Origin of the sequence: Bradyrhizobium sp. SZCCHNRI3052, from assembly GCF_032484895.1 — a bacterium.
In the GTDB taxonomy this organism is placed as follows: Bacteria; Pseudomonadota; Alphaproteobacteria; order Rhizobiales; family Xanthobacteraceae; genus Bradyrhizobium.
Genome location: NZ_JAUETW010000019.1, coordinates 100,627 through 112,500, shown reverse-complemented (window position 1 = coordinate 112,500; position 11,874 = coordinate 100,627). Strand labels below are relative to the sequence as shown.

At 65.5% G+C, this 11,874-nt stretch carries 13 protein-coding genes (1 of these 13 only partly in view); 4 read left to right on the top strand and 9 right to left on the bottom strand.

The window, feature by feature from the left end; all coding sequences use genetic code 11:
• A protein-coding gene (locus QW887_RS33110; RefSeq protein ID WP_315718087.1) for a hypothetical protein crosses the window boundary here: on the top strand, positions 1 to 488 show its 3' portion. It extends 106 nt beyond the left edge of the window; only the last 488 of its 594 coding nucleotides appear in the window; its start codon lies off the left edge, out of view; its stop codon occupies positions 486 to 488.
• 84 nt (positions 489 to 572) lie between these two features.
• Here QW887_RS33110 and QW887_RS33105 read toward each other — a convergent pair whose 3' ends face one another.
• Together QW887_RS33105 and QW887_RS33100 are read right to left on the bottom strand one after the other, a co-directional pair.
• Entirely contained in the window at positions 573 to 1,880 is a 1,308-nt protein-coding gene (locus QW887_RS33105; protein WP_316176001.1) for an NAD(P)H-dependent oxidoreductase, read from the bottom strand.
• Positions 1,881 to 1,976: 96 nt separating this feature from the next.
• Positions 1,977 to 2,780, bottom strand: a complete 804-nt coding sequence (locus QW887_RS33100) for a phytanoyl-CoA dioxygenase family protein (protein WP_315718085.1) — start codon at positions 2,778 to 2,780, stop codon at positions 1,977 to 1,979.
• Between the two features lie 209 nt (positions 2,781 to 2,989).
• On the opposite strand from QW887_RS33100, the gene QW887_RS33095 reads away from it, so the two are divergent.
• Entirely contained in the window at positions 2,990 to 3,532 is a 543-nt protein-coding gene (locus QW887_RS33095; RefSeq protein WP_315718084.1) for a methylated-DNA--[protein]-cysteine S-methyltransferase, read from the top strand.
• A 31-nt stretch (positions 3,533 to 3,563) separates the two neighbouring features.
• On the opposite strand, the gene QW887_RS33090 is transcribed toward QW887_RS33095, so the two are convergent.
• The 4 genes from QW887_RS33090 to QW887_RS33075 form a co-directional block, all read right to left on the bottom strand.
• Entirely contained in the window at positions 3,564 to 4,430 is an 867-nt protein-coding gene (locus QW887_RS33090) for an MBL fold metallo-hydrolase (RefSeq protein ID WP_315718083.1), read from the bottom strand.
• A gap of 19 nt (positions 4,431 to 4,449) precedes the next feature.
• Positions 4,450 to 5,064, bottom strand: a complete 615-nt coding sequence (locus tag QW887_RS33085) for a glutathione S-transferase family protein (RefSeq protein ID WP_315718082.1) — start codon at positions 5,062 to 5,064, stop codon at positions 4,450 to 4,452.
• 119 nt (positions 5,065 to 5,183) lie between these two features.
• Positions 5,184 to 6,026, bottom strand: a complete 843-nt coding sequence (locus QW887_RS33080) for a fumarylacetoacetate hydrolase family protein (protein ID WP_315718081.1) — start codon at positions 6,024 to 6,026, stop codon at positions 5,184 to 5,186.
• Positions 6,027 to 6,103: 77 nt separating this feature from the next.
• Complete coding sequence (locus QW887_RS33075; protein WP_315718080.1) at positions 6,104 to 6,967, bottom strand: MBL fold metallo-hydrolase; 864 nt, start codon at positions 6,965 to 6,967, stop codon at positions 6,104 to 6,106.
• Between the two features lie 116 nt (positions 6,968 to 7,083).
• Here QW887_RS33075 and QW887_RS33070 point away from each other — a divergent pair, with 116 nt between their 5' ends.
• On the top strand, positions 7,084 to 7,533 hold the full coding sequence (locus QW887_RS33070) for a DUF3775 domain-containing protein (RefSeq protein WP_315718078.1): 450 nt from the start codon (positions 7,084 to 7,086) through the stop codon (positions 7,531 to 7,533).
• 293 nt (positions 7,534 to 7,826) lie between these two features.
• Here the strand turns inward: QW887_RS33070 and QW887_RS33065 are convergent, their stop codons facing one another.
• Together QW887_RS33065 and QW887_RS33060 are read right to left on the bottom strand one after the other, a co-directional pair.
• Entirely contained in the window at positions 7,827 to 8,609 is a 783-nt protein-coding gene (locus QW887_RS33065) for an SDR family oxidoreductase (RefSeq protein ID WP_315718076.1), read from the bottom strand.
• Positions 8,610 to 8,750: 141 nt separating this feature from the next.
• Positions 8,751 to 9,266, bottom strand: a complete 516-nt coding sequence (locus QW887_RS33060; protein ID WP_315718075.1) for a CvpA family protein — start codon at positions 9,264 to 9,266, stop codon at positions 8,751 to 8,753.
• 110 nt (positions 9,267 to 9,376) lie between these two features.
• On the opposite strand from QW887_RS33060, the gene QW887_RS33055 reads away from it, so the two are divergent.
• A complete protein-coding gene (locus QW887_RS33055; protein WP_315718074.1) occupies positions 9,377 to 10,138 on the top strand; it encodes an SDR family NAD(P)-dependent oxidoreductase in 762 nt (253 codons plus the stop codon).
• Between the two features lie 45 nt (positions 10,139 to 10,183).
• Here QW887_RS33055 and QW887_RS33050 read toward each other — a convergent pair whose 3' ends face one another.
• Positions 10,184 to 11,785, bottom strand: coding sequence for a GMC family oxidoreductase (locus QW887_RS33050; protein ID WP_315718073.1), 1,602 nt, complete (start codon positions 11,783 to 11,785; stop codon positions 10,184 to 10,186).
• Between the last annotated feature and the right edge of the window lie 89 nt (positions 11,786 to 11,874).

Below are 11,874 nucleotides of genomic sequence, written 5' to 3'. Positions count from 1 at the left end.
ATTCGCCGGCCCAGCCGCCCGGACCCACGGTCAGCCAGCCGCCGCAGCTCAAGCAGATCGCGCTGACCGACCAGCAGATCGAAAACGTGCTGGCATCGCAAAAGGACATGGATGCCGTCACCGACAAGCTTCCCGAAAACGCGCCGCCGGACCAGAAGGTGGTGACGCAGCTCGATGGCGTCGCCAAGAAATACGGCTTCGCCAGCTATGACGATTTCAACATCGTCGTCGACAACATCAGCCTGGTGATGGGCGGCATCGATCCGAAGACGAAAAAGTACATCGGTCCCGAAGCCGTCATCAAGCAGCAGATCGATCAGGTCCAGGCCGACACGAAGATGAAGCCCGACGACAAGAAGCAAGTCCTCAGCGATCTCAACGCGGCGCTGAAGGCGAAGCCGCCCGAGGTCGAGAACAAGGGCAACATCGATCTCGTCGTCAAATACTACGACAAGCTCGCTGCGGCGTTCGGCGAGGACGACAACTGAGCCCCGGACGTCACGTGAACTCAGAGCCCCGGCCTGTTGGTCGGGGCTTTTTATTGACCGTGAGAGGTCATGCGCGGGAGCGAATCAGCGCGCGAACGTCCTTTCCATCTCTTTGCGGGTCGCGACGATATCCTTGTCCATGTCGTCGACGTCGACGTCGCTCCACCGTACGACTGAACCATAAGCAACGCCGTCGGTGAGCTTCACGCGATGCGCCAATCCGATCGGCAGCGCCCCAAGCTGGAGGCTCTTACGCGCCGGAATCACCTTGCCCCAGACCGTGTAGCCGCCCTCACCATCGAGCATCTCGCCGGCGCGCAGATCCTTCTTGGCGACGGCGACGACGTCGCCGCGGAAACCGAGCGGCTGTCCGGTCGGCTCGCGCCGCAGCGCCGCCGACAGCACCGAGACGTTCAGCTCCAACCCGATCAGGTGATAGGGCTTGTACATCGCCGCATAGCGGCCGCTGGCGTCCGTCTTCAGGCCATATTGGCGGAAGCAGTCCGCGGCGTAGTCGTTCGGCGCCTCCAGCACGACATAGACGCCCCAGCGCAGATCGCGAAACACCGCCCGTCCGTCGCGTTCGAGCGATGACACCACCTCGACCATGCCCGATCGTTCCAGCACGCCGCCGCGGTCGCGCGGACGCAGGACATGGGGCAGATCATCGACGCCGCAGGGGGGAAACAGCAGTCCGTCCGTGGGTACGTCGAGCCCGGTCGCGTTGGCGATCGCGGCCATCTCGATCGCCGACTTGGTGCCGTCGAGGAAGGAATTGAACATCTGCGGATTCATGCCGGCGGACTGTGCTTCGCCGGCCGTCAGCCCGTAATGCTGCCAGACGCCATCGGGCGTCACGTCGTGATAGGCCGGCAGATATTTCGTGCCCTTGCCGGCCGCGACCACGTGGAAGCCGGTCGCGCGCGCCCAGTCGACGAGCTCGGCCGTCAGCGCCGGCTGGTCGCCATAGGCCAGCGAATAGACCACGCCCGCCTTGCGCGCCTCTTCCGCGAGAAGCGGTCCGGCCAGCACGTCGGCTTCGACATTGACCATCACGATGTGCTTGCCGGCCTTGATCGCGGCGCGCGCGTGGCGGATGCCGGCAGCAGGGTTGCCGGTCGCTTCGACAACGACGTCAATGCCCTCACCCGTCGCCTTCGACCCGTCGGGGCTGAAATTCGTGCGCGCGATCAGCTCGGCGCTCCAGCCGACCGTCCGGCACGCGTCGCGGGCGCGCTCGGGATCGAGGTCGATGATGACGGGGACCTCGAGGCCCGCGACGTGCGGCACCTGCGCCAGGAACATCGAGCCGAACTTGCCGGCGCCGATCAGTGCGACGCGCACAGGCTTGCCGGCGGCGGCGCGGGCTTGGAGGAGGGCGTGGAGGTTCATTGAAAGATCCAGTGCTTCTTCGACGCAGGTCGATGCGGCCAATACTCACTCGTCAAGCCCGGGCATGACGACCTGTTAGATGGTGGAGTGCGAGCCTCACTCCGCCGCCTCGCGATTTTTCGCGCGAGCGAGCTTCAGCAGCGCGTCATCCGGAAGCATCGCGATCGGGGTGAAGTCGCGATGCGCGATGTACTCCGGCCGCGTCGGGGTGCGGATATGGTTCGAGACGGCGTTGAGCGTGAGGTACACGATCTTGCGCGGGTAAGGCGTGATGTTGCCGGCGGAGCCGTGCACAAGATTGCCGTGGAACATCAGCATGCCGCCGGGCTTTCCGGTCGGCGCGACGATGCCGCCTTCCGCGACCAGCCGCGTCACCGTCGCCTCGTCCAAGGTCCACAACGGATAGGACGTGGTCGCGAGATCATGCGACGCCTCGAGGTCGCCGGCATGCTGGCTGCGCGGCACCAGCATCAAGGGGCCGTTGATCGGCATCACCTCGTCGAGGAAGATCGCGATGTTCATCGCGCGCGGCTCCGGCATGCCGTCGTCGCGCTTCCAGGTGCCGTAGTCCTGGTGCCATTGCCAGACATCACCGGTGAAGGCCGATTTGGCGTTGATCTTGAACTGATGCATGTAGACCTTCTCGCCGAAGATCTGCTCGATCGGCTCGATCATGCGCGGATGCGCCGCGAGCACGCGGAAGGCGTCGTTGTAGAGGTGGGCGGCAAACGCCGTGCGCGGCGCGCCGCTCTTCTCGCGCCAGACCTCGGGACGGTTAGCCGCATAGATCGCCTCGGCCTCGCGGGCGAGAAAGGCGGTCTCCTCGGGGCTGAACAGCTCGGGCAGGAACAGCCAGCCCTCGCGGTTGAAGAATGCGATCTGCTCCGGCGTCAGCTTCATGGCCGTCTCCCTCGCCTTGGTTTCCTCGGATGAGGCGCCCGCTCTTTGCGCCGGGCTGCCCCTGCGCCGTGCTCCCATCCTTTCGGCCTGCCGATGGACATCACGGTGCTTCCGCTGTCGACATTGGCAGAATCCGGGTGGATCGCAACATTCTCCAAGCCTAAGTTGACTGGCAGATGATACGGGGCAGAGCGGCGATGGAGTCCGTCATGTCAGAGCAAAGCTTTGCAATTTTCGAGACCGCGATCGGCGCTTGCGCGATCGCATGGGGAGCGCGCGGCATCAATGCGGTGCAACTGCCGATGGGCGGCGTCGCGCAGATCCGCATCCGAATGCAGCAGCGTTACGAAGGCATCGGCGAAGCCGAGCCGCCGCCGCATGTGCGGCGCACCATCACGCGGATCACGGCGCTGCTTGCCGGAGAGCCGGATGATCTCAGCGATGTCGACCTCGATCTCGACGGCGTCAGCGCGTTCCAGCGCGGCGTCTACGAGATCGCGCGCCGGATCCCGCCGGGCCGGACCCTGACCTATGGTGACATCGCCAAGCAGCTCGGCGGCGTCGAGTTGTCGCGCGAGGTCGGCCAGGCGCTCGGGCGCAACCCGTGCCCGATCGTGGTACCCTGCCATCGCGTGCTGGCGGCGGGCAACAAGCCCGGCGGCTTCTCCGCCAATGGCGGTGTCGAGACCAAGCTGAAGATGCTGGCGATCGAAGGCGCCGCGGTGAACCATACGCCGAGCCTGTTCGATTGACGGGCGCGGTGACCGGCGCCGCGCCCGTGTCTCAGACCGCCTCGCAGGCGAAGCCGTTGCCCTTGCGGGTAATGCGGCCGACCGAGGGCGACGGGAAATGCGCGGTGCAGCACAAGGTCGCCGTGTCGCAATAGCGCTCCAGAAATTCGCGCCGCGTCACCGCCGCCTGCTTGGGATCGACGTCGAACCTGGGTGACAGCTCGGGAAAGCTGAGCTGCAGCGGCGTGTGGATCAGGTCGCCGGCGAACACCGCATCGTCTCTGCCCCTGCCGACGGCGACTGCGATATGGCCGGGCGTGTGGCCCGGCGTCGGCAGCAGCCGGACATGATCACCGATCGCGAATGCGTCGCCGACGATGTCGGCGCGCCTGGCCTCGACCACCGGCAGCACGCTGTCGGCGAATGGAGGCACCTCGGCCTTGGCGTTCTGCGCCACCCAGTAGTCATATTCGCGCTGCGCGAACACGTAGCGCGCGTTCGGGAAGGTCGGCACCCAGCGGCCGTTGTCGAGCCGCGTGTTCCAGCCGACATGATCGGTGTGCAGATGCGTGCACATCACGACGTCGATGTCGTCGACCGATACGCCCGCGGCCGCAAGCGCAAGCATGTAGCTGTCGTCGGTCTTCATGTTCCAGACCGGCCGCGCGCGCGGCTTGTCGTTGCCGATGCAGCTGTCGATCAGGATGGTGTGGTGAGGCGTCCTCACCACGTAGGACTGAAAGCACAGGATCAGCGTGTCCTGCGCATCGAGGGCACCGGCCGCCTGCAGCGCGCTGCGCTCTGCCGCCAGCATCTCCGATGTCAGCTCGGGAAACATCTCACGCGCCGGCAGGAACGTGGTTTCCTGCTCGATGATGCGATGAATGGTCGTGTCTGCAACCGAGAACGTCAGCGTCACGGCAGCTCCTGTTCAGGGATCAAGCCGCCGGCGGCACCGAGATCTTCACCGATTCGCGCTCGAGCATCTTGTCGTGGAACGCGTCGAGTGCCGGAAATGCCTTGCGCCAGCCGCAATCGGCGAAGCGGAAATCGGCATAGCCGAGTACGCAGACGAGTCCGATCGCGACGATGTCGAACGGGCGCGTCATCAAATCGGGCTGCGCATTGAAGCGCGCCATGCCCATCCAGGCCCTGTTCCAATGATCGTCGGACCAGGCCTGCCAGCGGAGGCCCTCGGGCCGCACCATCGCCTCGTAGCGGCACAGCAGCATGGAATCGAGCATGCCTTGCAACATGGAATGCTCGCTCTTGACCTTCCAGCGCGACGGGCCGGAGGCGGGGATCAGCTTGTTGCCGCCGGCGAGCTCGTCGAGATATTCGACGATCACGTAGGAATCCAGGATCACGTCGCCATTGTCGAGGATCAGCACCGGCAGCTTCTTCAGCGGCGTGATCTTCGAATACTCCTCATTGGCCTGGCCCGGCACCACGGCCGCGGGCACGAATTCGAGCCGGTCGATCAGCCCGAGTTCGATGGCGGCGATGCGCACCTTGCGGGCGAATGGCGAGGCGGGCGAGAAGGTGAGTTTCATCGGAAGTGTCCTCTGGCTGGTCATTCCGGGGCGATGCGAAGCATCGAACCCGGAATCTCGAGATTCCGGGTCTGGCGCTACGCGCCATCCCGGAATGACTCACAAGTCGATATCGCGCCTTACGCCTCGATGATCTCCTGGCGCTGCTCGCCGAGGCGCTCGATGCCGAGCGTGACGACGTCGCCGACGTTGAGGAAGGTCGGCGGCTTCATGCCCATGCCGACACCCGGAGGCGTGCCCGTGGTGACGATGTCGCCGGGCAGGAGCGTCATGAACTGCGAGACGTAGGAGATGCACTTCGCCATCGAGAAGATCATCGTCGCGGTGGTGCCGGTCTGGCGGCGCTGGCCGTTGACGTCGAGCCACATCGACAGGTTCTGCACGTCTGGAATCTCGTCCTTGGTGACGAGCCACGGACCTACGGGACCGAACGTGTCGTGCGACTTGCCCTTGGTCCACTGGCCCAGGCGCTCGATCTGGAAGTTGCGCTCGGAGACGTCGTTGCAGATCGTGTAGCCCGCGATGTGGTTCAACGCCTCGGCCTCTGAGACGTATTTGGCGCGGGTGCCGATGATGGCGGCGATCTCGACTTCCCAGTCGAGCTTGGTCGAGCCGCGCGGCTTCTCGACCTGATCATAGGGACCGCACAGCGCGGTGTTGGCCTTGAGGAAGAAGATCGGCTCGGCCGGGATCGGGTTGCCGGTCTCCTTGGCATGGTCGGAGTAGTTGAGGCCGATCGCCACGAATTTCGAGATGCCGGTGACGGGGGCGCCGAGCCGCGGCTTGCCGGCAACGGCGGGCAGGGAGGCCGGATCGAGCGCGGCGAGCTTCTTCAGGGACTCCGGCGCATAGGCCGCGCCATCGAGGTCTTTCACATGCGCCGACAGGTCGCGCAACTGGCCGGATGCGTCGATCAGGCCCGGCTTTTCCGCGCCCTTCTCGCCGTAGCGAACAAGCTTCATTGGTTTCTCTCCCTCAATTCCCTGGTATTCCAGAGCCCTGTCATGGAGCATGGCGGGAGGAAATTCAACCTTGCGGGCTATGCGTCGCCGCTGCCCTGTAATGCCTCGAAGCGGAAGGCGGCGCCGTCCCGCCGGATATGGCCGGCATGGAAATGGCCGCCGATCACCAGCGTCTCGGTGTCGGCAAAACGCGAGAACAGCGCCCGCCGGGTCGCGATCGCCTGCGCCGGATCGGAATCGACCGTCGAGCTCCAATCGAGACGCGCCATCTGGCAGGGATGGTGGGCGACGTCCCCGGTGAGCACGGCCTGCGCGCCATCCGAGCGGATGTGCAGGCTGACATGACCCGGGCTGTGCCCCGGCGTCGGGATCAGGGTGATCTCGTCGGTGATCACCGCTTCGCTTCCGACGAACTCCGCGCGTCCGGCGGCGACGATCGGCTGCACGGAATCGGCGAAGGTCGCCGTCTCGTCGGCGGCCTCGCTGTGATCGCGCCAATGCTCATATTCGGTGCGGCCGAAAACGTAGCGCGCATCGGAGAAAGTCGGGACCCAGCGGCCGTCGACCAGCCGCGTATTCCAGCCGACATGGTCGACATGGAGGTGGGTGCAGATCACCATGTCGATGCTTTCAGGCGGGAGGCCGGCAGCGCTCATCGTCTCCAGGAACGGTGTCGCGCGGTTGTTCCACATTGGCACGCTGCGGCCCTGCTTGTCGTTGCCGAGCCCGGTGTCGACCACGATCCGCATCGTCGGTGTTTCCAGCACCAGGGTGTGGATCGACATCTTCAGCCGACCTTCATCGGTCGCAAAATCGGGCGTGAGCCAGGACAGCTCGCGGATCGTCTCGGGTGTTGCCTGCGGCAGGATGAAGCGGGTGCCGCCGACGGTCTCCAGCTCGACGAATTTGGTGACCCTGACCCGGCCGATCGTCCAAGACATGCGCGCTTCCTCGTCCTATTCTTGATGCCGGTCACGATGCCGCGCGGCTTGTTCCGGCGCAATGGATCAACTGCCCGGAACAGGCGTTGCTGCAGTCCGTCCATGAGGAGAACGCCATGCCAGAGCTGACGATATCGCCCGAGAAGGTCGCCTTCCTGATCGAAAAGGCGCGCGAGTTCGACGTCAAGGAGCAGGCGACCGATGAGGAATCCGGCTCGAATGCCGTCGATGACGACATGGTCGACGTGCTCCAGGATAGCGGCGATGATCCCGTGGTGCGCGAGATCACCGGCTTCATCAACGCGATGACCGAGGACGAGCAGACCGATCTCGTCGCCTTGATGCGGCTCGGCCGCGGCGACGGCGATATCGACGAGTGGGACGATCTGCGCCGCGAGGCCGCCGGCCAGCGCGACCGCCACACCGCGCGTTATCTGCTGGGCGAGCCGATGCTCGGTGACCTGCTGGCGGAGGGCCTCGATGCGTTCGGCATCGATTGGACCGAAGGCCGCACCACGGCGGATTCGTCGAGCCCAAGCCAGCGCGACGAGGACGAGAAGCGGTAGGTCGTTCGGAAAGGCAGAGTCGCTGTATTCATAGCGCGGATGGCAAACAGAACTCACAGCTTTATTAGTTGGATTCGAATTCCTATTGCGCCGGCACTGCGCTCCCTCGCCCCGCTTGCGGGGAGAGGGTTGGGGTGAGAGGGACTCTCCACAGACACCGCGTTCGCGGAGAGCCCCCCTCACCCCGATTGCATCTCGCGATGCAATCCGACCTCTCCCCGCAAGCGGGGCGAGGTGAAAGCCCGGGATCGGCGTAGCAGGTTTCCGCGCCAGACCGCCCAAGGAAGTCTGTCTTACAGCGTGCCCGGGAAGGCGCCGCCGTCGAGCAAGATGTTCTGGCCGGTGATGTAGCCGGCCTTGGCGCCGCACAAGAAGGCGCAGGCGAGTCCAAATTCCTCGGGATCGCCGAAGCGACCTGCAGGGTTCGTCTTGGCGCGGTCGGCGAGGATCTGCTCCGGCGTGACACCGCGCTTCTCGGCCTCGCCCTTTGCCGTCGAGAGCAGGCGGTCGGTCTCGAACGGCCCCGGCAGCAGCGCATTGATCGTGACGTTGTTGATCACGGTCTTGCGCGACAGGCCGGCGACGAAGCCGGTGAGGCCGGCGCGGGCGCCGTTGGAGAGGCCGAGAATGTCGATCGGCGCCTTCACCGCGGCCGAGGTGATGTTGACGATGCGGCCGAACTTGCGCGCCATCATGCCGTCGACGGTCGCCTTGATCAGCTCGATCGGCGTCAGCATGTTGGCGTCGAGCGCCTTGATCCAGTCGTCGCGGGTCCAGTTGCGGAAATCGCCGGGCGGCGGGCCGCCGGCGTTGTTGATCAGGATGTCCGGATCCGGGCAGGCCTTCAGCACGGCGGCGCGGCCCTCGGGCGTGGTGATGTCGCCCGCCACTTCCGTGACGGTGACGCCAGGATTGGCCGCGCGGATCTGGGCCGCGGTCTTCGCCAGCACTTCGGCGCCGCGCGCCGTGATCGTGACATGTACGCCTTCATTGGCCAGCGCGATGGCGCAGGCGCGGCCCAGGCCCTTGCTGGAGGCGCAGACGATGGCGCGGCGGCCCTTGATCCCGAGATCCACGATTGATCACTCCGATATGTCAGTGAGGCTGGAAGAAAGATGGGCGCATTCTAGCCAACCGAATTGCCGCTGATAAGAGCAGCCGGCCTGTGCCGAATTGCATGGCTCGCTATGACCGGAGAGGCGGCGCCGCCGTGTCCGTCAGATGCGCCGTTCCTGCTTCAGCCGGTCGATCAGGCTTGCGAGCTCCGGAGGCAGCGAGCGGAAGCCTTTTGCGCCTGCGAGCGAGAGCATCGGCCGCAGGCGTGATCCCTCGAGGAAGCGCGGCTGACGCTCGGGGGGAACGATCCTGTCGAACACCAGCACCAGCGTGGTCGCGACCATGCCGGTGCGCACGGCGCCCAGCAGAGCGCCGCCGAGCCGGTCGCCAAAACCGGCCTCGGAACCGATCGCTTCGTCGAGCAGGATGCGGCCGATCTTGCCCAGCGCCATGCCGATGACGACGAAGGCGGCGAAGAACTGCAGCCAGTTCTGTGCCAGCGGAGTGCCGTGCACGTCGCGCAGTTGCGGGCTCATCGCCGCAACCGCGCCCATCGCCAGCGGCATCGCGAGCAGGTAGGCCAGAATCGTGATGGCGCTGCGCAACAGCCCGGTCGAGAAGCCGCTGTAGACGGCAACCATCAGTGCGGCACAAGCGGCGAGGTCGAAAGCGTTCATGGTTGCTCCGCCGCGGTTGTAGGCCGGGCCCGGTAAACGATTCCGGTTTGCGCTACTTCAAATCGTCTGTATCAATGCGCCGCAACAAATGAGCAACCGTGGGAGGAACCATGTCCGAGCTGTTCGACGTCAGCCGCGAGGTGATCCTGATCACCGGCGCGAGCCAGGGGCTCGGCCGGCAGTTCGCCCGGGTTCTATCGGCACGTGGCGCCGCCGTCGCGCTCGCGGCACGCCAGACCGGCAAGCTCAAGGCGTTGGAGGCGGAGCTCAAGGCAAGGGGTGGTCGCGCCGCCGCGGTCGAGATGGACGTGACGAGCATGGCATCGATCGTCAGGGGCATGGATGCGGCCGAGGCCGCGCTCGGACCCGTGACGGTGCTGATCAACAATGCCGGCATCGCGGTAGAGAAGCTCGCGGTCGAGCAGAGCGAGGCGGATTGGGACGCCGTGATCGGCGCCAATCTGAAGGGCGCCTATTTTGCCGCAACCGAAGCAGCTCGGCGCATGGCCGCGCGCAAGACCGGCGGCAACATCATTAACATCGCCTCGGTGCTCGGCTTCAGCGTCGTCAAGTTCATCTCGCCCTATGCGATCTCCAAGGCCGGCGTGGTGCAGGCGACCAAGGCGCTGGCGCTGGAGCTCGCGGCGAGCGGCATCCGCGTCAACGCACTGGCGCCCGGCTACATCGACACCGACATCAATCACGAGGTCTGGGAGACGCCGGCGGGCGAGAAGCTGGTCAAGCGGATCCCGCAGCGGCGCGTCGGCCACGAGAGCGACCTCGACGGCGCGATCCTGCTGCTGGCGTCCAACGCCTCGCGCTACATGACCGGCAGCGTCGTCACGGTGGACGGCGGCTTCCTGCTGACGTGAGACCCTGCTGATCGGCAGGTTGATTTCCCTCGATGGCGAGCCGTCTCAGCCTTTCAGCTCGCGCTTGATCATGTCGGCGGCCTTCTCGCCGATCATGATGGTCGGCGCATTGGTATTGCCGCCGATCAGGGTCGGCATGATCGAGGCGTCGACCACGCGCAGGCCTAACATTCCGCGGACCTTCAATTCGGGATCGACCACGGCGAGCGGATCGTCGACGCCCATCTTGCAGGTGCCGACAGGATGGTAGACCGTATCGACGCGGGCGCGCAGGATGGCGCGAATGTCGTCGTCGGTCCTGACATCCGACGTGAACAGGTCGCGCTTGCCGAGGCTACGCATCGCCGGCGTCTGCATCAGCCGCAGCGTGGTCTTGTAGCCGGCCACCATGGTTTCGAGATCGTCGGCCTCGCCCAGGAAGTTGGGATCGATCAGCGGCGCGGCGAGCGGATCGGCATTCTTCAAGCCGACCATGCCGCGGCTCTTTGGCCGGAGCAGACAGAAATGGCAGGAGAAGCCATTGCCGTGGCGCTTGCGGCCGTGATCGTCGGTGACGGCCATGCCGAAATGCAACTGGATGTCGGGCACGTCGAGATCAGGCCGCGTCTTCAGGAAGCCGCCGCATTCGGCGAAGTTCGAGGTCAGGACGCCGCGGCGCTCGCGGCGATATTGGCCGATGCCCGCCAGCAGCCGGCGCAGGCCCTTCGGCGACAGCGAAGAAAAGTTGGGGTTGTCGGAGGTGTAGGCGAAGATGAAATCCGGATGGTCCTGCAGGTTCTGTCCGACACCCGGCAAATGGTGGACGCCGGCGATGCCGAGCCGCGCCAGGGCGCTCGCGTCGCCGATGCCCGACAGCATCAGCAATTGCGGGGTCTGGAACGCGCCGGAGGCGAGGATCACTTCGCGCCGGCAGCGGATCTCCTTGACCTCCTTGCCCTGGCGATACTTGACGCCGACCGCGCGCTTGCCCTCGAACAGGATCATCGACGCATGCGCCGAGGTCTCGACCCGCAGGTTGCTGCGGCTGCCGAGATGCGGCTGGATGTAGGCCCGTGCCGCGCTCCAGCGCTCGCCATTCTTCTGCGTGACCTGATAGAGCCCGAGCCCTTCCTGCGTGTCGGCATTGAAATCGTCGCGGACCGGAAACTGCGCTTCGCGCGCCGCCTGGAGAAAGATGTCGTGCACGGGATTGTCGGTGCGCAGCCGGCTGACCGGCAGTGGTCCCGATTGGCCGTGATACGCGCCGTTGAACTCGGCGTTGTTCTCGGCGCGCTTGAAGTAGGGCAGCACGTCGTCATACGACCATCCGGTGTTGCCGAGGGAAGCCCAATGATCGTAGTCGGCGCGGTGGCCGCGGATGTAAACCATGGCGTTGATCGCGGAGGAGCCGCCGAGCCCGCGGCCGCGCGGCTGATAGCCGCTGCGCCCGTCCAGGCCCTTTTGCGGCACGGTGGTGAAGGACCAGTTGTTGACGGGCCCCGCGACCATCAGGAACAGCATGTAGGGCGTGGTCACGATCCAGTTGTCGTTGCGTCCCCCGGCGTCGAGCAGCGCGACGGATGTCGCCGGATCTTCCGACAGGCGGCCTGCAACCGTTGCGCCGCCGCTGCCGCCGCCCACGACGATGAAATCGACCTCGTCCGTCACGCATCTCTCCCTGATGTTTGTCTTGCTTGTTGTTCGAATGTCGTTCCGGCGGCGCGCGGCAGGTGGCGAAGTCATTTGCGCTGAGCGTC

Bases quoted from the DNA above. Each gene is read 5' to 3' on its own strand.
- QW887_RS33105 (WP_316176001.1), bottom strand. From the start codon at position 1,880: ATGAACCTCCACGCCCTCCTCCAAGCCCGCGCCGCCGCCGGCAAGCCT.
- QW887_RS33100 (WP_315718085.1), bottom strand. From the start codon at position 2,780: ATGAAGCTGACGCCGGAGCAGATCGCATTCTTCAACCGCGAGGGCTGG.
- QW887_RS33095 (WP_315718084.1), top strand. From the start codon at position 2,990: ATGTCAGAGCAAAGCTTTGCAATTTTCGAGACCGCGATCGGCGCTTGC.
- QW887_RS33085 (WP_315718082.1), bottom strand. From the start codon at position 5,064: ATGAAACTCACCTTCTCGCCCGCCTCGCCATTCGCCCGCAAGGTGCGC.
- QW887_RS33080 (WP_315718081.1), bottom strand. From the start codon at position 6,026: ATGAAGCTTGTTCGCTACGGCGAGAAGGGCGCGGAAAAGCCGGGCCTG.
- QW887_RS33075 (WP_315718080.1), bottom strand. From the start codon at position 6,967: ATGTCTTGGACGATCGGCCGGGTCAGGGTCACCAAATTCGTCGAGCTG.
- QW887_RS33070 (WP_315718078.1), top strand. From the start codon at position 7,084: ATGCCAGAGCTGACGATATCGCCCGAGAAGGTCGCCTTCCTGATCGAA.
- QW887_RS33060 (WP_315718075.1), bottom strand. From the start codon at position 9,266: ATGAACGCTTTCGACCTCGCCGCTTGTGCCGCACTGATGGTTGCCGTC.
- QW887_RS33055 (WP_315718074.1), top strand. From the start codon at position 9,377: ATGTCCGAGCTGTTCGACGTCAGCCGCGAGGTGATCCTGATCACCGGC.